Annotated in this window: 17 protein-coding genes; 12 read left to right on the top strand and 5 right to left on the bottom strand. The window is 42.8% G+C overall.

The annotated features are described in order from the left end of the window. Nucleotides 1-35 precede the first annotated feature (35 nt). Complete coding sequence (locus EQY75_RS04190; protein ID WP_129603148.1) at nt 36-2,084, bottom strand: HD family phosphohydrolase; 2,049 nt, start codon at nt 2,082-2,084, stop codon at nt 36-38. Between the two features lie 116 nt (nt 2,085-2,200). Here EQY75_RS04190 and EQY75_RS04185 point away from each other — a divergent pair, with 116 nt between their 5' ends. After that, nucleotides 2,201-3,376 carry an acetyl-CoA C-acyltransferase gene (locus EQY75_RS04185; protein ID WP_129603146.1) on the top strand — a complete coding sequence of 392 codons (1,176 nt, stop codon included), beginning with the start codon at nt 2,201-2,203 and terminating at the stop codon, nt 3,374-3,376. A 6-nt stretch (nt 3,377-3,382) separates the two neighbouring features. Continuing rightward, on the top strand, nt 3,383-4,150 hold the full coding sequence (locus tag EQY75_RS04180) for a C40 family peptidase (RefSeq protein ID WP_129603144.1): 768 nt from the start codon (nt 3,383-3,385) through the stop codon (nt 4,148-4,150). 52 nt (nt 4,151-4,202) lie between these two features. On the opposite strand, the gene EQY75_RS04175 is transcribed toward EQY75_RS04180, so the two are convergent. Both EQY75_RS04175 and gyrA read right to left on the bottom strand, forming a co-directional pair. Further along, on the bottom strand, nt 4,203-5,468 hold the full coding sequence (locus EQY75_RS04175) for a tetratricopeptide repeat protein (protein WP_129603142.1): 1,266 nt from the start codon (nt 5,466-5,468) through the stop codon (nt 4,203-4,205). A 31-nt stretch (nt 5,469-5,499) separates the two neighbouring features. Continuing rightward, a complete protein-coding gene (gyrA, locus tag EQY75_RS04170; protein WP_129603140.1) occupies nt 5,500-8,031 on the bottom strand; it encodes a DNA gyrase subunit A in 2,532 nt (843 codons plus the stop codon). Between the two features lie 259 nt (nt 8,032-8,290). On the opposite strand from gyrA, the gene EQY75_RS04165 reads away from it, so the two are divergent. Next, on the top strand, nt 8,291-10,840 hold the full coding sequence (locus tag EQY75_RS04165) for an ATP-dependent Clp protease ATP-binding subunit (protein ID WP_129603138.1): 2,550 nt from the start codon (nt 8,291-8,293) through the stop codon (nt 10,838-10,840). Nucleotides 10,841-11,028: 188 nt separating this feature from the next. Beyond that, a complete protein-coding gene (locus EQY75_RS04160) occupies nt 11,029-11,430 on the top strand; it encodes an STAS/SEC14 domain-containing protein (RefSeq protein WP_129603136.1) in 402 nt (133 codons plus the stop codon). On the opposite strand, the gene EQY75_RS04155 is transcribed toward EQY75_RS04160, so the two are convergent. Beyond that, the gene (locus tag EQY75_RS04155) at nt 11,420-12,961 is read right to left on the bottom strand and encodes an NAD(P)H-hydrate dehydratase (protein WP_129603134.1); all 1,542 of its coding nucleotides are present in this window, start codon (nt 12,959-12,961) and stop codon (nt 11,420-11,422) included. The two genes, EQY75_RS04160 and EQY75_RS04155, sit on opposite strands and share 11 nt — an antisense overlap. A 305-nt stretch (nt 12,962-13,266) precedes the next feature. Here EQY75_RS04155 and thrA point away from each other — a divergent pair, with 305 nt between their 5' ends. The 8 genes from thrA (at nt 13,267) to EQY75_RS04115 (ending at nt 21,409) form a co-directional block, all read left to right on the top strand. Then, the gene (gene thrA / locus EQY75_RS04150; protein WP_129603132.1) at nt 13,267-15,711 is read left to right on the top strand and encodes a bifunctional aspartate kinase/homoserine dehydrogenase I; all 2,445 of its coding nucleotides are present in this window, start codon (nt 13,267-13,269) and stop codon (nt 15,709-15,711) included. Nucleotides 15,712-15,773: 62 nt separating this feature from the next. Then, a complete protein-coding gene (locus tag EQY75_RS04145) occupies nt 15,774-16,703 on the top strand; it encodes a homoserine kinase (RefSeq protein WP_129603130.1) in 930 nt (309 codons plus the stop codon). A 21-nt stretch (nt 16,704-16,724) separates the two neighbouring features. Further along, nucleotides 16,725-18,017 carry a threonine synthase gene (gene thrC / locus EQY75_RS04140; RefSeq protein ID WP_129603128.1) on the top strand — a complete coding sequence of 431 codons (1,293 nt, stop codon included), beginning with the start codon at nt 16,725-16,727 and terminating at the stop codon, nt 18,015-18,017. Nucleotides 18,018-18,114: 97 nt separating this feature from the next. Then, a complete protein-coding gene (gene gcvT, locus EQY75_RS04135; protein WP_129603126.1) occupies nt 18,115-19,206 on the top strand; it encodes a glycine cleavage system aminomethyltransferase GcvT in 1,092 nt (363 codons plus the stop codon). Beyond that, nucleotides 19,203-19,400: a glutaminase gene (locus tag EQY75_RS04130; RefSeq protein ID WP_129603124.1), complete on the top strand. Its 198-nt coding sequence runs from the start codon at nt 19,203-19,205 to the stop codon at nt 19,398-19,400. The genes gcvT and EQY75_RS04130 overlap by 4 nt, the downstream gene beginning before the upstream one ends. Before the next feature lie 3 nt (nt 19,401-19,403). Next, on the top strand, nt 19,404-20,225 hold the full coding sequence (locus tag EQY75_RS04125) for a sugar nucleotide-binding protein (RefSeq protein WP_129603122.1): 822 nt from the start codon (nt 19,404-19,406) through the stop codon (nt 20,223-20,225). A gap of 109 nt (nt 20,226-20,334) precedes the next feature. Beyond that, nucleotides 20,335-20,622 (top strand): 4a-hydroxytetrahydrobiopterin dehydratase, encoded by a 288-nt coding sequence (locus EQY75_RS04120; protein WP_129603121.1) that lies wholly within the window; start codon nt 20,335-20,337, stop codon nt 20,620-20,622. 73 nt (nt 20,623-20,695) lie between these two features. Then, nucleotides 20,696-21,409 (top strand): YebC/PmpR family DNA-binding transcriptional regulator, encoded by a 714-nt coding sequence (locus EQY75_RS04115; protein WP_129603119.1) that lies wholly within the window; start codon nt 20,696-20,698, stop codon nt 21,407-21,409. Between the two features lie 30 nt (nt 21,410-21,439). On the opposite strand, the gene EQY75_RS04110 is transcribed toward EQY75_RS04115, so the two are convergent. Beyond that, entirely contained in the window at nt 21,440-21,979 is a 540-nt protein-coding gene (locus EQY75_RS04110) for a 1-acyl-sn-glycerol-3-phosphate acyltransferase (protein ID WP_342774046.1), read from the bottom strand. Nucleotides 21,980-21,988 lie beyond the last annotated feature (9 nt).

Raw genomic sequence — 21,988 nt, 5'->3', positions numbered from 1 at the left:
CTTTAACTTTTATAGACGCTATAAACTGCCCATTACTATTCTGGGTATTCTACTCTGAGATGGTAGACATTCGTCAGCTTTTGCTTTAAGACCTTCTTCACCATCTCGATCTCCTTAAAGGTGATGTTCGCGTTGAGGAATTGATTGCCTTTCATTTGTCCACTAACGATTTTCTCGACGAATTCCTCTATCATCGGATAGGAAGGATTAACCAGGCTCTTTGATGCCGCCTCTACCGAATCGGACATCATCAGAATCGCCGTTTCCTTAGAAAAAGGTATGGGCCCGGGATACATAAAATCCGCTTCATCAACATGCGGGTTCTGTTCCATTTCTTTCTTATAGAAATAGTAAACCTTTGTGGTTCCGTGATGCGTCCTTATAAAATCGATCACACGATCGGGCAGGTTGTTCTTCTGTGCTAATTCTATTCCTTCAATGACGTGGTTGATGATGATCCTGGCACTGTCCTTGGGATCGATATCATCGTGCGGATTCACATTGGTTACCTGGTTTTCGGTAAAATAAGTAGGGTTGTTCATTTTGCCTATATCGTGGTACAAAGCGCCTACCCTTACCAGCATAGCATTGGCCCCAATGGCATTTGCAGCAGCCTCGGCGAGATTTGCGACCTGTAAGGAATGATGAAAAGTGCCGGGTGCTTTGTTGGAGAGTTCTTTTAATAATCTCGAATTGGTGTCTGACAGTTCCAGGAGTGAAACGTCGGAGACCATCCCAAAAATCTTTTCATAAATATAGATCAGGGGTTGAGCAAACAAAGTGATCATCCCGTTTAAAAGGAAAAAGCCAAAAGTAAACCAATTGATATTATCCAGGTTACCCTCATGTATAATATGAAAAGCAAAATATCCGACAATGTAGATCAGGGTTATTTGCCCGACAGAAATAAATAAATTGGCCCTTTTGTACAATTCAGAAACTGTAAGTATGGTGACAATTCCCGCAATGATCTGAAGGAAAATGTATTCGTAGCTATTGGGCACTACAAAGCCGAGGATCAGAACGGTAAGAACATGGACGAACAGTCCGAGTCGGGCATCAAAAAAAGTTTTCAGAATCAAGGGGAGAATGCACAGAGGAACAACATAGACATAAGCGCCATCGTATTTTACCACCAGGGTAGTGAGAAAGACCATCAGGAGGATATTGAAAAAAATGAAGGTCACTTTTACATTGTTACGATAGATTCCGGGTCTGTACTTTTTCAGAAATAAAAACAACATAATCAAAACCAGAGCCACCAGGATGGTGTATCCAAAGAGTATAAAATACTGATTGTTGGCCGTCCAGACTTCCGATTCGAACTCCGCCTTCAACGAGTTCAGGATAGTAAAGTTTTCCGCCTCCACTACCTCCCCTCTCGCTATAATGAGTATGCCTTCGTCTACGTTGCCCCGGGTAGTGGAAATCCTTGACAATTCATCTTCCAATTCCTTCTTTGAGAGATCCGCATCATAGCTCACATTAGGTTTGACGATATTAAAAAACAGATCCTGGAACAGCGAATAATACTGACCTGACCGTCGAATTCTCAGGCTTTCCTGTACTACAGAATCTACCTCTGTTATCTTGTAAAGTTGATCTTTTTCAACTCGGGAAGCCTCGTTGTTTTTTACCAGGTAGAGATCTTCTGAAGAAGTGCCGGCGGCCGTGTTATCCACAATGCCATATGTGTATAATTCATCCAAAATACCTTCTCCTATTCCCTTTAATCGTCTGCGCTGAGAATTGGAATAACGCTCTGAAGTAAATACCTCATCAAATGAATCTTCAAATAATTGCCTGACCTCCGCGACAATAGACGAATCGTAGTTGTAGTAGGGAATTTGTTTTTCCTGCAAGGACCGTTGTTCAAGGGCTATTTCATCTGCAGTTTTCTTGATGGAAAAATCGAAAGGAGCGTAAAGATTTTCGTATTGCCAGGGCTTTCCTTTCTGAAATTCATATTTGAATTGTCCCCCTCTCGGAAAAAAGAAAACAATACAACCAATGGTCACAAAGTAGAGAACATACTTGTAGATCAGGGACTGGTTCTTGTATAATTTATCTAGAGAATCTTCCATTGGTTCGTACGCCTCGATCAAAAATAGAAAATATAATGGCAACCCTCCTCTTTTCTCTGCTATTGGTTACGCATTGCCCCATAATTTCTTAATTTCGCGTCACAAGAAAAAAGAATATGAAAGAAGTTGTTATCGTTTCCGTAGCGAGAACTCCCATCGGTAGTTTTTTAGGTGCCCTTTCCGGAATCCCCGCTACAAAACTAGGGGCCATTGCCATCAAAGGAGCCCTCGATAAAATAGGGTTGTCTCCGGATGAAGTTGAAGAGGTACTCATGGGAAATGTAGTCTCTGCCGGGAACGGACAGGCACCTACAAGGCAAGCCGCCATCCACGCGGGTATCCCGAATACCGTACCCTGTACTACCGTAAATAAGGTCTGTGCTTCAGGAATGAAGGCGATTATGCAGGCTGCACAATCCATAGCCCTTGGAGATACGTCCATTGTAGTTGCAGGAGGAATGGAAAACATGAGCTTGATTCCCCATTACATCCATATGAGAAACGGTCAGAAATTTGGACCGGCGACCCTTGAAGACGGGATGCAGAAAGACGGACTAGTAGATGCGTATGATCAGAACGCCATGGGTGTTTGCGCCGACCTTTGTGCTGTTGAACATAAATTCAGCAGGGAAGAACAAGATGCATTCGCGATCCAATCATACCAGAGATCTGCTAAGGCCTGGGCCGATGGAAAATTTGCTTCTGAAGTTGTTCCTGTCGAAGTTCCTCAAAGGAGGGGTGAACCCATAGTAGTTAGCGAGGACGAAGAATACAAGAATGTAAAAATGGACAAAATTGCCAGCCTCCGACCGGCCTTCAGTAAGGATGGAACGGTAACGGCTGCGAACGCTTCAACTATCAATGATGGGGCTGCTGCCCTGGTCTTAATGAGTGCAGAGAAAGCGGCGGCTTTGAATCTTAAACCACTCGCATCCATAAAGGCTTATGCAGACGCAGCCCAGGAACCCAAGTGGTTTACTACTGCCCCGGCGAAGGCCTTACCCAAAGCGCTTTCAAAAGCCAACTTAAAAATTGAAGAAATCGATTTTTTTGAGTTTAACGAAGCCTTTTCTGTTGTGGGCCTGGCTAATATGAAGCTACTTGGTTTGGATGATTCCAATGTAAACGTAAATGGCGGAGCTGTATCACTGGGTCATCCCCTTGGGTGCTCTGGTGCACGTATAGTCATTACTCTGCTCAGTGTCCTCCAACAGAATAATGCGAAATACGGAGCGGCTGCAATTTGCAATGGTGGCGGTGGTGCATCGGCCTTAGTCCTTGAACGAAAATAAACATACTTGCAGAAAGACTCCCATCACTACGGGCTTTGCGCTCTGAGTATCATCCCGGTAAGAGCCTCGGCAGACCAGGCCAGTGAGCAGGTGAGTCAGCTACTTTATGGGGATTTGTACAAGATCACTGACCATCGAAAGGAATGGTATAAAATCCGTATCACATTTGACGGTACTGAGGGGTGGATTTTAAAAAATCAGATTAACCCTCTCTCCAAAGAGGAATACAAGGCGCATAGAGGGATCAAGGATCCCGCCCATGCCTCGGATCTGATCTCTTTTGTAAGTGTCAATACCAACGAGCTCATTCCCGTTCTGCTAGGTTCGGTTATAGAACACAGCGAGACATTTAATCATCAATACGAAGGGGCTTCCGTAAGCGGAAATCAGGAAAAGACACAATTAATTGAAACCGCTTTACAGTACTTGAACGCTCCATGCCAGTGGGGCGGTAAGACTCCTTTTGGGATAGATTGCTCTGGTTTTACGCAAATGGTCTATAAGATCAACGGCAGAAAACTGCCTAGAAACGCCCATGAACAGGCTAAAGAGGGGGAAGTATTGAGTTTTGTGGAAGAAAGTACTCCCGGTGATCTGGCTTTTTTTGATGATCAGGAAGGAGTAATTAAGCATGTGGGAATTATAATGAACAACAATCACATCATCCATGCTTTTGGCAAGGTTCGTATCGACAGACTGGACCAAACCGGAATCTACGATCCGGAGTTGGGTGCCTATACCCACAGGCTCAGAGTAATTAAGAAGATCATATAAAAAAACCCGGTTCTGAAAACAGACCGGGTTTTTTCAATTCTCGGGCTTGCTATTATTCGCCCAATAATTTTTTGATCCTCATAAAGTTCTCGTTATCTCCTAAAGCCCCGTAAATATTTTTAAGCTGAGATAAAAGTCCCTGATTATCAGGATTTTGTTTTAAGGCGTCTTCAAGAATCTGGGCCCCTTCCAAAAACAAGTCATCTTTCTGCTTTTTCAGTTCTTCATACCTCGCGATGTCGGCTCTGGAATTTCCCAGTTCGTTCATCTCGTCAATCAGACTGTTGCCTTCGTTAACATAGGTAGTGGATAGGTTAAGCTGAGCATTTACGTAGCCAGGATTAATTTCGATTGCCCTCTCATACGCAGCGCGCGCTTCCTCCATATTCCCCTGTTCCATATTAATTACCCCAATGTTATATTGGAGATCCGGATTGTCAGGAGCCATATCTGAAGCTTCAGACATCAGGCTTTTAAAGGTATCCTTGTCCCCCATTTTATAATAGAGGTTAGCTTCATTTAATACCAGGTTTACATCATTAGGATTTTCTGCTCTCGCATCTTTATATGCTTTTAACGCCTTTTCGTCCTGCCCGAGCTGGGTATAGATCAAGGCAATGTTCTTGATGATCTCAGAGCTCTTTGAAGGAGTCCTCTCCATTTTTGGATCCTTATAAGTACCTGATTTTACCATAAGATCCATCTGTACCTTATCATTCATTTCTTCTACCTCACCTGTTTCTACATTAGTAGCCTTGTAAGACATGCTACTGCCATCGTATCCTAAGGCATTTAACTCCTCATAGTATCCGAGTGCTTCCTCAAAATGCTGTCCGTTTACAGCACTACTGGCAGCGTAGTAAAGGTAGATAGTGTCTTGCGGACTTAACTTATAAGCCATATACAGTTTGTCTGCACCTTCCCTAAATTTTTTGTTGTTGTTGTCTTCAACCGCAGCGTTGATCAGATCGGAAGTTAATCCTGCGAGCATTTGCTGACTTTCTGTGCTGTATTTTTGCTTCCCGCTGGCCTCTTCAACTGCAATCACTTGCTGATAAGAATTTACTGCATCATCAAAGGCAGTGGCATCACCTTTCTTAGCTAAATCTGAAAATACCTGCCCGCGTACATAATAATACTGAGCCTGAAGGCGTTCATCTGCCCCACTTATTGATCCCGAAATTGATTCAAGGCTGGCCTTCGCAGCTGTGGGATCTCCACTTTTAAGAGCTTTCTCTGCTGCCTTAATCTCATTTTTTTGAGAATAAGCCGCCATGCTTAACATCATGGCCATTAAAATAAATAGTTTCGTTTTCATGGTACTAAACTTTTGTATTAGTGTTTATTAATTATTCTTCTGATTCAGGTTCTTGATTATCAAGAGCCGTGCCATCTTCTGTTTTTACTTCTATATCCATCAGGTCTACTTCTTCCAAGTTATCCTCATCCTTCATCACCTTGGCAACTGCAGCAATGGAGTCGTTATCCTTTAGGTTAATAAGTTTAACACCCTGTGTTGCCCTCCCCATGGTCCTAAGGTCATCTACACTCATCCTGATCGCAATTCCAGATTTATTGATAATCATCAAGTCGTCTGAATCTGATACATTTTTAATGGCTACCAAACCTCCTGTTTTATCGGTTATGGAGATGGTTTTAACTCCTTTTCCTCCGCGATTCGTAATTCTATAGTCATCTATGCTGGAACGCTTGCCATAGCCATTCTCTGAGACTACAAGGATTTCCTCGTCAAAATTGTGGACAGAGATCATTCCAATGACCTCGTCATCATCACTCGCCAGCGTTATGCCGCGAACTCCGGATGCATTCCTTCCCATAGGCCGGGTTTTGCTCTCTTCAAATCGGATAGCTTTTCCGGATTTTAAGCCAAGGAAGATTTCACTGGTACCAGTGGTCAGTTTTGCTTCAAGCAACTCATCACCCTCTCGTACATTGATGGCAATGATTCCATTTTGGCGCGGACGCGAGTACTGTTCCAGAGACGTCTTCTTTACAACACCTTTCTTGGTTGCCATTATGACGTAGTGACTGTTCACGTAGTCCTCATCCTTTAAATCCTGAGTACAGATGAAAGCTTTCACCTTATCATCTGATTCAATATTGATCAAATTCTGAATAGCCCTACCTTTGGATGTACGACTTCCTTCCGGGATTTCGTAGACCCGCATCCAGAAACACTTTCCGTTCTGGGTGAAGAACAGCATGTATTGATGATTGGTCCCAACAAAGAGGTGTTCCAGAAAATCTTCATTCCTGGTAGCCGATGCTTTCTGACCCACTCCACCTCTGTTCTGAGTCTTGTATTCCGTGAGCGGTGTTCTCTTGATGTACCCTGCATGGGAAATCGTGATCACTACCTGCTCATCCGGGATCATATCTTCAATACTTAGATCTCCGCCTGCAAAATTAATTTCAGATCGTCTTTCGTCTCCGTATTTTTCTTTTACTTCCAGCAATTCATCCTTGATGATGCTCATTCTGCGATCCTTGTTGGCGAGAATATCTTTTAGGTCTTCAATGGTTTTAAGCACTTCTTCGTACTCCGACCTGAGTTTATCCTGCTCCAGCCCGGTAAGCTGACGCAATCTCATTTCGACAATTGCCTTGGCCTGAATTTCTGACAGTTTAAATCGTTCTATCAGAGCTTCCCTTGCTGTATCTGCATTAGATGATCCTCTTATAATGCTGATCACCTCATCAATATTATCTGAGGCAATAATAAGTCCCTCCAGGATATGAGCGCGGTCCTCTGCTTTTTTAAGGTCGAAGGTTGTTCTTCGTACCACCACTTCATGGCGGTGCTCCACGAAATAGGTGATAATCTCCCTTACGTTTAACAATTGTGGACGACCCTTAACTAATGCTATATTGTTTACACTAAAGGACGACTGAAGTGCAGTGTACTTAAATAAGGTATTTAAAACAATATTGGGGATGGCGTCACGCTTGAGAATGTATACAATGCGCATTCCGTTCCTGTCACTTTCGTCACGGATATTGCTAATGCCTTCTATTTTCTTATCATTGACCAGATCGGCAGTCTTTTTGATCATGTCTGCCTTATTGACCTGATAGGGAATCTCGGTCACAATTATACACTCTCTTCCCTGTACTTCTTCGAAATGAGATTTGGCACGCATGACAATTCGTCCACGCCCTGTATGGAAGGCTTCCTTTACCCCGTCATAGCCATAAATAATACCTCCTGTAGGAAAATCAGGGGCTTTTATATGGGTAATCAATTCGTCAATCTCTATATCTGGATTTTCGATCAGCGCAATCGTTCCGTCCACGACCTCGGATAAATTGTGTGGAGGCATATTGGTAGCCATCCCCACTGCAATTCCGGAGGCGCCGTTGATAAGTAAATTTGGAATCCGTGCAGGTAAAACTGTGGGCTCCTGCAGTGAGTCGTCAAAGTTGAGCTGATGATCAACGGTTTCCTTTTCAATATCAGACAGCATCTCATCTGCGATCTTCCGCATACGAGCTTCAGTATACCTCATCGCAGCAGGACTGTCCCCGTCTATGGAACCAAAGTTTCCCTGCCCGTCAATAAGCATATAGCGCAAACTCCATTCCTGGGCCATCCGCACCATCGTGTCATATACCGAGGTATCTCCGTGAGGGTGGTATTTACCCAAAACTTCACCTACAATTCTCGCTGATTTTTTGTGCGAGCTGTTCGATCTGACCCCAAGTTCGTGCATCCCGTAAAGCACTCTTCTGTGTACCGGTTTTAATCCGTCCCTGACATCGGGTAAGGCTCGTGACACAATGACCGACATTGAATAATCAATGTAGGCAGATTTCATTTCATCTTCAATGTTAATCGGGATCAATTTTTCTCCTTCCGCCATATAAAATCCTGTTGTTTTTCAGTGATTAAAACATCGGGGCAATATACATAAAATGATAGGTACAAGGGAACAAAACATTGACTTTATTGAACAATTTATTAACATGACAGCACAGGGTTTTCGTTGATAAAACTGATGTTAATTATTTTGTAAATCGAGCATTTTTTCGTCATTTAGGCCTAGTTAATCTAATATAGGTACGGTATTTGACGTTCTTAGAGTAAGTTTTAGTAATTTTAAAGAGTATATAGGAAACCATATGGACGATAATTTTTCACCAAGAGTAAAGGACGTAATTGCTTACAGTAAGGAGGAGGCCCTGAGGCTCGGTCATGATTTCATTGGGACTGAACATCTTATGTTGGGTTTGCTTCGCGATGGAAATGGAAAAGCAATCAGCATCCTCGATGCCCTTGATGTAGATCTTGATCATCTGCGTCGGAAGGTGGAAATCCTGAGTCCGGCAAATCCAAATCCAGGAAGCAGTCAGAAAGACAAGAAAAATCTGCATTTAACAAGGCAGGCCGAACGCGCCCTGAAGACCACTTTCCTGGAAGCGAAATTGTTTCAAAGTTCCTCCATCAATACGGCGCATCTTTTGCTCTGTATTCTGAGAAACGAAAACGACCCTACCACTAAGTTGTTACACAAACTCAAAGTAGACTACGACGGGGTCAAAGAACAATTTAAATCTATGATTACAAGTGATGATGATTATATAGACTCCCCTACTTCGGAGTCCTTTCCCAGTGATTCTGACGAGCCGTCCGAAGGCAAAGAGGCTTCTTTTGGGTCGTCCTCAGCACAAAAAGGAAGTAAGAAATCAAAGACTCCTGTGCTGGATAACTTTGGTCGTGACCTTACACAACTGGCAGAAGAGAACAAATTAGATCCTGTAGTAGGACGAGAGAAAGAGATTGAACGAGTTTCGCAGATCCTGAGCAGAAGAAAAAAGAACAACCCGCTTCTCATTGGTGAGCCCGGGGTGGGAAAAAGTGCCATTGCCGAAGGATTGGCGCTGAGGATCATCAACAAGAAAGTATCCCGTATACTCTACAATAAAAGGGTAGTTACACTGGACCTCGCCTCTCTGGTAGCCGGTACCAAATACCGGGGACAATTTGAGGAAAGAATGAAGGCCGTTATGAACGAGCTGGAAAAAAATGACGATGTTATTTTGTTTATCGACGAGATCCATACCATTGTAGGAGCTGGTGGCGCCACAGGTAGCTTAGACGCTTCCAATATGTTTAAACCCGCCCTGGCCAGGGGAGAGATCCAATGTATAGGAGCTACAACCTTAGACGAATATCGTCAGTACATAGAAAAGGACGGAGCTTTGGAACGACGTTTCCAGAAGGTGATGGTAGAACCTACTACAGTAGAAGAAACCATCGAAATCCTGAAAAATATTAAGGGTAAATACGAAGATCATCATAATGTAATATACACAGACGAGGCTATTCTTGCCTGTGTAAAACTTACGAATCGATACATGACCGATCGATTTCTTCCGGATAAAGCTATCGATGCTCTGGATGAAGCTGGTTCTCGCGTGCACATTGTCAACATGGATGTTCCTAAACAAATCCTGGAGCTTGAAAAGCAACTCGATGACGTCAGGGAACTCAAGAACACCGTAGTTAAAAAACAACGCTACGAAGAGGCTGCGAAGCTTAGGGATGATGAAAAACGTCTCGAAAAAGAATTGGCAGTTGCCCAGGAAAAATGGGAAGAAGACAGTAAGCTGCACAGAGAAACCGTTTCGGAAGACAATGTGGCAGACGTGGTTTCCATGATGAGTGGTATTCCTGTCAATAAAATAGCTCAGACCGAAAGCAACAAACTGGCAGAATTACCAGCCTTAATTAAAGGCAATGTCATTGGGCAGGATGAAGCTGTAGCTAAGGTTGCGAAGGCAATTCAGAGAAACAGGGCCGGACTCAAAGATCCGAATAAGCCTATTGGTTCGTTTATTTTCCTAGGGCAAACCGGTGTAGGTAAAACACAACTGGCGAAAGTTCTTGCTAAGGAGCTTTTCGATTCTGAAGATGCACTGATCCGTATTGACATGAGTGAGTACATGGAGAAATTTGCGATCTCCAGACTGGTAGGAGCACCTCCCGGTTATGTTGGATATGAGGAAGGTGGTCAGCTAACTGAAAAAGTAAGACGTAAGCCGTATTCAGTCATTCTTCTGGATGAAGTGGAAAAGGCACACCCCGATGTCTTTAATATGTTATTGCAGGTTCTCGATGATGGCTACCTCACAGACAGTCTGGGAAGAAAGATCGACTTCAGGAACACAATTATCATCATGACCTCGAATATTGGGGCCAGACAATTAAAGGATTTTGGACAAGGTGTAGGCTTCGGCACTGCTGCTAAAAAATCTCAGGAAGATTCGCATCAGAAAAGTGTTATTGAAAATGCGCTAAAAAAAGCCTTTGCCCCCGAATTTTTAAACAGGATTGATGACGTGATGGTTTTCAACCCTCTGGAAAGAGAGCATATCCATAAGATTATTGATATAGAACTGGCCAAACTTTACGCCAGGATCAAGGACATAGGTTATGATCTTAATCTAACGGACAAGGCCAAAGACTATATCGCGGATAAAGGTTTTGACAAACAGTACGGTGCCCGACCATTAAAAAGAGCGATACAGAAATACATCGAAGATGCCTTGGCCGAGGAGATCGTCAACTCCAAATTGGAAGAAGGTGATAGTATTTTTATGGATTACGATGGGAAAAAGGAACTTCTCACCATAGAAATCAAAAAATCTAAAAAGTCTTCGAAAGCCTAATTTGTAGGAAAAGAGCTTTAAAAGGGTGTCATATAACTGACACCCTTTTTTTTGTCAAAATAGGCTGATGCCTGACTTATGATATTCAAATTGTCATTAAAACGATATTTACGCCTTTAATCTAATATATTTTACTTCGGATAGGCATCCCTTTACTTTCGTTTTGAACACTACAAAACTACATGGGGATGAAAGTTAGACCGATCAAAACACCGGTTGTCGTAAAGGAGTATGTTCTTGAAATTGGTACTGTAAAGGTTTTTGACAACTATATGGTCGCTACTTACAATGAAGGATGCACTGTTACTCTGGAAAGGGTATATCAATTAATAGGAATTTCCGAGATCCATTTCAGGGACAGACCATTTGGATTTATAAGCTTCAGGAAGAATTCCTATGCCATCGATCCAACTATCTACGCCTATGTTCGTGAGCTCGATAATTTAAAGGCCTATGCCATTGTCTCCGTTAAGGAAATGGACATGCACAACTTTGCCATTGAAAAGATGTTCTATAAAAAGCCGATGAAGTTCTTTATTGACTACAACAATGCTCTGGCATGGGTAAAGAGACGCGTCTCTAAGAAGTAGATTTTTTTCCTTCTTCTTTTATTTCTTCTGTAAAGAACTCCTTAAAGACTCCTCCGAGGCTATCAATAATATCTGAAGCAATCAAGGATTCCATACCCTGGCTTTCCAAGCATAAATCTCCTGCCCTTCCGTGTAGGTACACACCCATTATCGCTGCATCCAGTGCCGTATAGCCCTGTGCTATGAGCGCAGTGATCATTCCCGTAAGCACATCACCGCTTCCGGCTGTGGCCATACCAGGATTACCCGTACTATTTACATATCCCTGTTCTTTGTATAGGGTGATGCTATGAGCCCCTTTAAGTACCAGAATACAGTTGTATTTATCAGAGAATTTTTGGGCTTTTTCCAATTTTTCAAAGTCGTCCTGCCAGGGCCCGATGAGTCGTTCTAATTCCTTTGGGTGCGGAGTGAGCACTGTCTGAGGAGGAAGATGTTTGAGGAGGGACTTTTGTTTTGATAAGAGATTAAGTCCATCCGCATCAATGACAAGTGGAATAGTATTCGATTTTAAAAACTTCTCAAATGCATTTAATACCACCTCGGTTGTTCCCATCCCCATCCCGATACCAATGACCGTTGGTTTAAAAGGAATTTCAATCTCTGAAATCTCTTGGTTTTCTTTATCTGTGAGTACCATAATTTCCGGTACTGAAGCCTGCAATGGCAAATAACCGCATTGGGGTACAAAGGTAGTAACCAGTCCGCTGCCCGACTTAAGACAGGCTTTTGCGCTGAGTGCGACGGCCCCAATCTTACCATGGGATCCTCCTACAATTACGGCATGGCCATAGGTCCCTTTATGGGCAAATTTTTTTCTGAATTGATACAGTTCTAGTATTTCTTGTCGCTGAATGAAGTGGAACGTATTCTTTAGCGAAGAGACATAGTCCTTGTCCAAACCGATATCAAGAACAACAGAGTTTTCACAATAGATTCCCGTTTCGGGCAGAAAAAAGATGAGTTTTGGAAACTGAAAAGTAAGGACATAGTTGGCTTTAACTACGCTTTGCTCATTTTCGAACACCTTGTCAAGGAACAATCCTGATGCAATGTCAACAGAAATTACAAAAGCTTTGGAGTCGTTTATGTGTGAAATGAGTTCGGTAACCCAGGTGTCGGGTGTTCGGTTAAGGCCTGTACCAAATATAGCGTCGAGCACCATATCTTCCTTGGGAATGTCCGGTAGCTTACTGTCATTTCCTATGACCTCCGGCCAAACTTTTCTATCCTTTAGTCGGTCTAAATTGATCAGAAAGTCGGGAGATCTCTTATCACTGTAATTAACGATATAAACCTTGATATTATACCCGTGCTCAAGAAGATGTCGGGCGATGACCAAGCCGTCACCGCCGTTATTTCCTATTCCACAGAAAATATGGAAAACAACCGGAGATCCATTTAATTGCTGATGCAGCCATTGGAAAGTAGCCAGTCCGGCCCTTTCCATTAATTCATCACTTCTGATCCCTTGAATTTTAATGGTTTGTTGATCAGCTGCTCTAATTTGTTCTCCTGAAAGTATCTTCATCTCGGTATATCCAATTTTAGAATTCGTTGGTGTAAGTCACTATTTTTCTTAAGATTACCGAAGAATTCCTAAAAATACAGGCCAAATATCTGCTTGTCTTTAAAAATGTGTCCATAAGTTGGGGTCACTATGTAAAAATACTACTTTTGGGTATTATGAAAGTGTTTACGCATACTACCCGGGATACTGTTCAGATGAAATTTTCTGCTCAATCAGGAAGATCAACCACCGCCAATACCCCTTGGGGGTAGTCTTTGCTATTACTTCAAAAATCTGTTGTCCCTGTCCCTTAATTAAAGATCAAGATGAAAGTATTAAAATTTGGTGGTTCTTCTGTTGCTTCTGCAGATGTTATACGCAAGGTGAAGGAAATCGTATTAGAAACCGAGGCTAACAAGATAGTGGTAGTTGTCTCTGCCCTGGGAGGTGTAACGGACCTTTTGCTTGATACAGCTAAATCAGCTTCAGATCAGGATCCCGCATATAAAGACGGCTTAAAGAAGATCGAAAAAAGACACCTGGAGATCATTAAAAATCTTTTGCCCGTTGCATCTCAGAGCAGCGTTCTGAGTAAGGTGAAAAGCGAACTCAATATCCTTGAAACCCTTTTAGAAGGGGCCTTTTACATCGGAGAAATTACACCCAGACTATCTGATAAGATTGTGAGTTTTGGAGAATTGCTCTCTGCCTATATTATCAGCGAGTTCTTTCGAGAATCCGGACTCGGGGCCGTTTTTAAAGACGCCCGGGAATTATTACTAACAGATCACACCCATGGAAAAGCGGTGGTCAACTTCCCTGAGAGTAATAAGCGCTCCAAGGCTTATTTTACCGAAGTGCAATCAAAAATCATCGTCCTACCCGGCTTTATCGCCTCTACCGCCGACGGAAACGTAACTACCCTGGGGAGGGGTGGGTCAGATTACACCGCCTCCATATTAGCAGCGGCTCTAGATGCTGAAGAACTGCAGATTTGGACCGATGTCAGCGGAATGTATACCGCGAATCCTAAAATTGTTAAACAAGCAAAGCCCATTGTCCATATTTCTTATGAAGAAGCCATGGAATTGTCTCACTTTGGAGCCAAAGTGCTCTATCCGCCAACGGTACAACCGGTTTTGGACAAGGGTTTGCCTATTGTGATTAAAAATACATTGGACCCACAGGCAGGCGGTACTGTGATTACTAAAAAATCTCCTGAGGAAGGTCGTACGGTCAGGGGTATCAGCTATATACCCAATATTTCCCTCCTTTCCCTAGAAGGTGCAGGAATGATTGGTATTCCCGGTATCTCCAAACGACTTTTTGAGGTGCTTTCACAAGCAAATATCAGTGTGGTGTTGATTACCCAGGCTTCCTCTGAACATTCGATCTGCATAGGGATAGACGACGAAGATGCGGCGAAAGCCATACGGGAAATTGAATCGGCATTCGCTTATGAAATATCATTGGGGAAAATCAAACCCGTAATTCATGAAAAAGACCTTGCTATCATCGCTCTGGTTGGAGATCAAATGAAAAATCACCAGGGCTTGAGCGGGAAAATGTTCAGTACGCTTGGTAAAAACAATGTGAATATCAGAGCAATTGCACAAGGAGCTTCAGAGCGGAACATATCGGCGGTAATCCGGAAAGAAGATGTGAAAAAAGCCCTAAACACCCTTCATGAAGCCTTTTTCGAAGTAAATACCAAACAACTCAACTTGTTTATTCTAGGGACGGGGAATGTAGGAGCTAAACTCCTCGAACAGCTCAGACAACAAAGAAAGTATCTGAAAGAACATTTACGGTTAAATATCAGAGTTGTGGGAATCTCCAATTCCAGAACAATGTATTTCGAAGAACAGGGAATTGCCCTTGACAAATGGCCCGAATTACTTGTCTCAGGAAATAAGGCAGATGAAAATATATTCTTTAACACGATTCAAAAGATCAATGCTCGAAATAGTATTCTGGTCGATAATACAGCAAGTGAGCGCGTAGCCGCAGTTTATCCCAAATATCTCAAACAGAGTATTTCTGTGGTAACCTGTAACAAAATTGCCTGTTCTTCAGCTTTCGGGCAATATCTTAAATTAAAAGAACTTGCCAAAGAATACAAGGCTCCCTTCATGTTTGAAACCAATGTTGGGGCCGGATTACCCATAATTGATACCCTAAAACACCTAATGGCTTCCGGTGACGAGGTGATCGCAATCAAGGCCGTTCTAAGCGGTAGCCTAAATTTTATTTTTGACAATTTCAATGAAAAGACCCGCTTTTACGAAATCGTAAAAACAGCACAGGAAGAAGGTTATACAGAACCAGATCCCAAAATAGATCTCAGCGGTATCGACGTGATGAGAAAAATACTTATCCTCGCCAGGGAAAGTGGATTAAAACTCGAATTAAACGATATAGAGAACCGGGCTTTCCTTCCCGATGAAGCATTACAAACAAAAGACAATGATTCCTTTTTTACCGTCCTGAAGAAGTACGAAGAAGATTTTCAAAAATTGGTGAAAGAAGCAGCGGCGAAGCAATGTAAATTAAAATTTGTAGCCTCTCTGCAAAACGGTAAGGCAAGTGTAGGGTTGGAACACATCCCGAAAGGACATGATTTTTACTCCCTTGCTGGTAGTGATAATATTGTTCTCTTTTACACCAAAAGATATCCTGAACAACCTCTTATTATCAAAGGAGCCGGTGCGGGAGCTGAAGTAACTGCTTCAGGGATCTTTGCAGACATCATCAGAATTGGAAACTATTAAGTGTACGCCTCAATTTTATTCATAGAGAATTTTACTAGCTTCGGAAAATTATAACAGAGTCCATGTCCAAAGATCAGATTAAAATATTTTGTCCGGCTACCATCGCCAATATCTCTTGTGGATTTGATGTGCTGGGCCTCGCACTGGGCACTGTGGGAGATGAAATGGTCATTAGAAAGATGGCTCAACCCGGTATTAAAATTTCCTCGATCACAGGGCAGGACCTTCCCATGGAAACAGAAAGAAATGTAGCCGGAGTAGCCGGGATGGCTATGCTGGCGGCTTTGAAATACACAAATGGATTTGAAATTGAGATCACTAAAAAGATAAAGCCCGGAAGCGGCATAGGAAGCAGTGCGGCCAGCGCTGCCGGGGCCGTATGGGGTATTAATCAGCTTTTGGGCACACCTTGCTCTGAACACCAATTGGTGGAATTTGCAATGGAAGGGGAAAAGCTTGCCAGTGGCTCAGCCCATGCAGACAACGTTGCCCCGGCGATTTACGGGGGCATAACGCTGGTTCGCAGTTCCAACCCTTTGGATGTGGTCCGCATTAACCCTCCCTCCCAACTTTATGCCACGGTTGTGCATCCGCATATAGAAATCAAAACATCAGACTCCAGAAAGATCCTTAAAACTACGATCTCACTCGCTGACGGGATCAGGCAATGGGGTAACCTTGGGGCCCTTGTGGCCGGACTCTTTCAGGAAGACTACGCACTAATTAGTCGATCCCTTGAAGATCACATAATAGAGCCTATCCGATCCATCCTTATCCCCGGTTTTGAGGATATCAAAAGTGGAGCAATTGCCGCCGGAGCGCTGGGTTGTGGGATTTCGGGCTCGGGGCCTTCCATATTTGCGCTTAGCAAGGGAAAAGATACTGCAAATAATGTGGCCAAGGCAATGAGTGGGGTGTTAGATAAAATCGAACTTAATCACGATGCCTATGTATCTGAAATCAACACGAAAGGGTTTCGAATTCTCTCTTGAGATTTTGTCAAAGCAATGCCGATGAAATACTACAGCCTGAACAGAAAAGCCCCGAAGGTCTCCTACCGAACAGCCGTTATCAATGGAATCGCTCCTGACGGTGGATTGTATTTCCCCGAACACCTTCCTGTTCTCCCAAAGTCATTTATCAACAAATTGGACCGGTATTCTTCCGTGGAAATCGGAATGGAAGCCATGGCTCCTTTTGTCCATAAGGATATTCCAAAAAAGGAACTGGAAAGCATTCTGGAAAAGGTATTGGATTTCGATTTTCCTCTGGTCCCGATTGATGCGCATATCAGTACTCTGGAGCTGTTCCATGGCCCCACAATGGCTTTTAAGGATGTGGGAGCGAGATTTATGGCGTTAAGTCTGGGGTACTTTAATAGAAATGAAGAGAAGGAAATAACCGTTCTTGTAGCCACTTCAGGAGATACAGGAGGGGCTGTGGCGAATGGATTTCTGGGGGTGAAAGGGGTTAATGTTGTAATTCTGTATCCGGATGGCAAGGTAAGTGACATCCAGGAAAGGCAGCTTACCACGCTGGGGCAAAATATTAAAGCTTTACGAGTTCAGGGCACATTTGACGACTGTCAGCGAATGGTTAAAAAAGCTTTTGCGGATAAAACCTTAAAGGGATCGGTTCAGCTCACTTCGGCAAACTCCATCAACGTAGCCCGATGGTTGCCCCAAATGTTGTATTACATGCTGGCTTATCATCAAAAAAAGAAGCCGGCAGGAGAATTGGTTTTCTCTGTCCCCAGCGGGAATTTCGGTAATATCTGTGCCGGGATGGTGGCTCAGAAAATGGGATTACCAATTAGCCACTTTATTGCAGCCACAAACGTGAATGATACCGTTCCAAGGTTTATGAATACCTCGGAATACGATCCACATCCTTCAACTGCCACTATTTCCAATGCTATGGACGTAGGAGATCCGAGCAATTTCGTCAGAATACTGGAATTGCACAAAAATGATTTTAAATCCCTGAAGCAAAATCTCAGTTCCTATTCCTTTACCGATAAGGAAACGAAGGAGGCTATGAAAAAAATCTACTCAGAATCAAAATACATCACTGATCCTCACGGTGCTGTTGGCTATCTGGGATTAAAGAAATACCTGGAATCTCATCCCGATCGCAAAGGAATATTTCTGGAAACCGCACATCCCGTAAAATTTTTAGATGTGGTATCGGAGACCTTGCATACCGATATTCCCCTGCCACCGCAAATAGAAAAAGTAATGAACAAAAACAAAATATCTCTTCCCATTTCAACTTACGATGAACTGAAGGAATTTCTGCTGACCTAAAGAGAGATCATCGTTTTTTAATTGGCAAAAATTCCCTTCTCAGAAACTAGCTACGACTTATTTTCAATACCTTTGCGCCACTAAATAATGGCGTTCTATGAAGTCTACAGCACTTACTAAAACACATGAGGAACTCGGAGCAAAAATGGTTCCTTTTGCAGGATATTTAATGCCTGTTTCATATGATGGTGTAACGATTGAACACGAGACCGTACGCAAAGCACTGGGCGTGTTTGACGTATCACATATGGGGGAATTCCTTATAGAAGGGCCCAAGGCATTAGCACTTATCCAGAAAGTGAGTTCTAATGACGCGGCCAAGCTGGAGGTGGGAATGGCGCAATACAGTTGTTTGCCCAATGAAACCGGAGGCATTGTTGATGACCTCATCATTTATCGGGTAAAAGAAGAGCTATATCTCCTCGTAGTGAACGCTTCCAATATTGATAAAGACTGGGATCATATTTCCAAATACAACGAGGAAATCGGGGCGACCATGAGGAATATTTCAGAATCGTATTCTCTTTTGGCCATTCAAGGTCCCAAAGCGGTCGAAGCTATGCAATCCCTGACTTCCGTAGACCTCTCAGCGATTAAATTTTACACTTTTGTCGTATCTGATTTTGCCGATATTCCCAATGTCATTATTTCGGCTACCGGCTACACCGGTTCAGGGGGATTTGAGATCTATTGTAAAAATGAAGAAGTAAAGCAGATCTGGGATAAGGTCCTTGAATCAGGAGCGGATTATGGGATAAAGCCCATTGGCCTTGCTGCAAGGGATACCCTCCGACTCGAAATGGGATATTGTCTTTACGGTAATGATATTGACGATACTACCTCACCTCTGGAAGCGGGCCTGGGTTGGATCACTAAATTTGCCAAAGAAGATTTTGTCAACAAGGAAAATTTAGCTGAACAAAAAAAAGAAGGTGTTTCAAGAAAACTGGTAGCCTTCGAATTAAACGAGCGGGGCATTCCAAGACAGGGCTATCCCATCTTGGATAAAGAGGAGAACGAAATCGGCCGGGTTACTTCGGGAACCATGTCACCATCACTTGGCAAGGGGATTGGTTTGGGATATATACCAAAAGATTATTCTGAAATAGGCAGTGAAATCCTGATTAAAATTAGAAAAAATGCCATTCCGGCAACTGTGGTAAAACTTCCATTTTACAAATCTAAATGATAGATTTTCAAGCGATTATTGAGGGTATTTCGAATAATCTGCAAGCTGTTGAAGACCGTGGTATTGCAGCCTTGTTACCGAATAAGTTTTGTGTGGTGACCTGGTCTCCCGGTCTGAACCCCAAAGGGAATTCAAAGCTGTGCATGCTGGCACTGGAGCAATTAACCTCCAAAACCGGATTATCAATCTTCTAGGCTTTGGAATCAAAAAAAATACTCATCTTGGGAGCCAGCGGCTTTATAGGTAATGCCCTTTACAAGGAACTTTGTAATTACTACGATACCTACGGCACCTATTTCTCTTCAAGAAATGGGTATAAATCTAATCAGCAATTCTTCTCCTACGACCTGCAGGAAGACGACGTGTATCAGCTCCTTGAAAGAATTAAGCCCCATATTGTGATCTCATCGCTAAGAGGTGATTTTGCGGCTCAAATACAGGCACATGAGCATATTATAGAATATGTCTCCAAGCACAACTGCCGACTTATTTTCCTTTCCTCCGCAAATGTATTTGATGCCTATAGTAAGTTTCCCTCCTATGAAAACGATAAAACGCTTTCTGAAAGCATTTACGGCCGACTAAAAATAAAGATCGAGAATATGTTGTTGAGGCTGCCCAGGAAGAAGGCCGTTATCCTGCGATTGCCCATGGTATTCGGAAATACTTCCCCCAGGATAAAAGAGATCAAGCAGGCCATCTGGGATAATGAAGCTATTGAAGTTTTTCCAAATCTGGTCATAAATGTCACCGATGACGACAAACTCTCCCAACAAATCCACTACCTTATCAACAGAAATAAATATGGCGTTTTTCACCTGGGATGTTCTGATTTGGTGCACCATGAGGATTTTATCAGAGAGGTAGTCGATAGGGTGGGAAGCTTTAATCCGATCTACAAAAGAGTATTTACCACAAACGAAGAACGTTATTTGGCTGTTCTTCCCAAAGATCACCCACTCCCTAAGAATCTTCGCTTCACCTATCAGGAAGTCATCGATCACCATGTGATGGGCTAATCACAGCTATCAATTTTTCCGGCCGATAAATAATTCCCTGTATCTTTAGGGAAATAGTAGGCGGTAAACCGCTTTAAAAATCATTCTATAAATTAAAATATATCATACCATGGAAAAACTGAATTCTGCACAAATAGAAGAAAGGCTTAAAAAATTAGAAGGCTGGGAATACAACAATGATGCGATTGAAACCTCCTTCGAATTTAAAAATTTTAAAGAGGCTTTTACCGTAATGACCAGAATTGCATTTGAGTGTGAGGCTCAAAATCATCATCCCGACTGGTCTAACGTCTATAATTCGTTGCAAATCAGACTCAATACTCATGATGCCGGAGGAGTAACCGACAAGGATTTTGCCCTGGCAAAGAGTATTGAAAACATTATAGTGAGTGAATAAACAGCAGGTGTTTGAATCACTTGTGATGGATTTGAAAATTATTAAATTTGCTCAGAAAAAAAGCAAATAGTCTATGGGGAGAGCATTTGAATTTCGGAAGGCACGTAAGATGAAACGCTGGTCGGCCATGTCGAAAGCTTTTACTAGGATAGGGAAGGATATTGTTATGGCGGTCAAAGAAGGAGGACCTGATCCCGACACCAACTCCCGTCTCCGTGCAGTGATTCAGAATGCCAAGGCGGTTAATATGCCTAAGGACAATATTGAACGAGCCATTAAAAGGGCAAGTGACAAATCTGAGGGAGACTATAAAGAAGTACTTTTTGAAGGCTATGCGCCTCATGGGATCGCGGTCCTTATAGAAACGGCTACTGATAACAACACCCGTACAGTAGCCAATATCCGCAGCTATTTTAACAAATGTAACGGCAGTCTGGGAACTTCGGGTTCTGTTGAGTTTATGTTCGATCACACATGTAATTTTCGTATTCCTGCAGAGGGAATTGATCTGGAAGAACTGGAATTGGAGATGATCGACTTTGGGGTAGAAGAGGTTTTTGAAGACGAGGATGGCGTTATGATTTACGCTCCCTTTGAGAGCTTTGGCGCCATACAGAAGGAATTAGAAAACAGGGATATAGAAATCCTCTCTTCAGGGTTTGAACGCATTCCTCAGCTAACCAAAGAACTGTCTTCGGAAGAAGCAGAAGAAGTGGAAAAACTACTTGAAAAGATTGAAGAGGATGATGATGTTCAGAACGTTTATCATACCATGAAAGAAGATTGAGCCTCCGTACCGCATAGGAGAAAAAATTACTTAGGTATAGGCGGGAATTTTCCCCACCACCCCTTTGAAAAATTCCTTGTACAATTCAAAATCTGCTTCCTTGTTAATCGTAGGAAACACAGGCTGCGATATTTTCACCTGTTTTTTTCCGAAATCCAGAGCAACCATAACTACAGGAACCCCGGCCTGCCTGGCGATATAATAAAATCCTGTTTTCCACTTCTCTACTTTTTTCCTGGTTCCTTCAGGTGATAGGGCGAGTCGGAATACCTCCTTTTGCTTAAAAATCTCCACCGTACTGGCTACGGTATCACTGTTTTTACTGCGATCTATTGGTGTTCCCCCAAGGCTTCTGAAAATCCATCCAAATGGCGGTTTAAACAAACTGTGTTTTCCTATAAAGTGCACCTCTTTACCTACGATGCTGCGAACGAGTACGCCTATTATAAAATCGACCCAACTGGTATGAGGTGCTACTATTACCACACATTTGGTGATCTCAGGAAAACTTCCAATAAGTTCCCAACCCCAAAGGCGGTGAAATATAAAAGAGCTCAGTTTCTTCATCATATTTGTTAC

It is taken from the genome of Muriicola soli (assembly GCF_004139715.1).
Lineage (GTDB): Bacteria > Bacteroidota > Bacteroidia > Flavobacteriales > Flavobacteriaceae > Muriicola > Muriicola soli.
Note: the sequence above shows the minus strand (reverse complement) of the source record. Positions and strands in the feature narration are given on the sequence as shown.

What these genes read in the sequence shown, in the direction of transcription:
- EQY75_RS04130 (WP_129603124.1), top strand. Translation starts at nt 19,203, where the DNA reads ATGATAGATTTTCAAGCGATTATTGAGGGTATTTCGAATAATCTGCAA.
- EQY75_RS04110 (WP_342774046.1), bottom strand. Translation starts at nt 21,979, where the DNA reads ATGATGAAGAAACTGAGCTCTTTTATATTTCACCGCCTTTGGGGTTGG.
- thrC (WP_129603128.1), top strand. Translation starts at nt 16,725, where the DNA reads ATGAAATACTACAGCCTGAACAGAAAAGCCCCGAAGGTCTCCTACCGA.
- gcvT (WP_129603126.1), top strand. Translation starts at nt 18,115, where the DNA reads ATGAAGTCTACAGCACTTACTAAAACACATGAGGAACTCGGAGCAAAA.
- EQY75_RS04165 (WP_129603138.1), top strand. Translation starts at nt 8,291, where the DNA reads ATGGACGATAATTTTTCACCAAGAGTAAAGGACGTAATTGCTTACAGT.
- EQY75_RS04145 (WP_129603130.1), top strand. Translation starts at nt 15,774, where the DNA reads ATGTCCAAAGATCAGATTAAAATATTTTGTCCGGCTACCATCGCCAAT.
- EQY75_RS04120 (WP_129603121.1), top strand. Translation starts at nt 20,335, where the DNA reads ATGGAAAAACTGAATTCTGCACAAATAGAAGAAAGGCTTAAAAAATTA.
- EQY75_RS04155 (WP_129603134.1), bottom strand. Translation starts at nt 12,961, where the DNA reads ATGAAGATACTTTCAGGAGAACAAATTAGAGCAGCTGATCAACAAACC.
- EQY75_RS04160 (WP_129603136.1), top strand. Translation starts at nt 11,029, where the DNA reads ATGAAAGTTAGACCGATCAAAACACCGGTTGTCGTAAAGGAGTATGTT.
- EQY75_RS04115 (WP_129603119.1), top strand. Translation starts at nt 20,696, where the DNA reads ATGGGGAGAGCATTTGAATTTCGGAAGGCACGTAAGATGAAACGCTGG.
- EQY75_RS04190 (WP_129603148.1), bottom strand. Translation starts at nt 2,084, where the DNA reads ATGGAAGATTCTCTAGATAAATTATACAAGAACCAGTCCCTGATCTAC.
- thrA (WP_129603132.1), top strand. Translation starts at nt 13,267, where the DNA reads ATGAAAGTATTAAAATTTGGTGGTTCTTCTGTTGCTTCTGCAGATGTT.
- gyrA (WP_129603140.1), bottom strand. Translation starts at nt 8,031, where the DNA reads ATGGCGGAAGGAGAAAAATTGATCCCGATTAACATTGAAGATGAAATG.
- EQY75_RS04175 (WP_129603142.1), bottom strand. Translation starts at nt 5,468, where the DNA reads ATGAAAACGAAACTATTTATTTTAATGGCCATGATGTTAAGCATGGCG.
- EQY75_RS04185 (WP_129603146.1), top strand. Translation starts at nt 2,201, where the DNA reads ATGAAAGAAGTTGTTATCGTTTCCGTAGCGAGAACTCCCATCGGTAGT.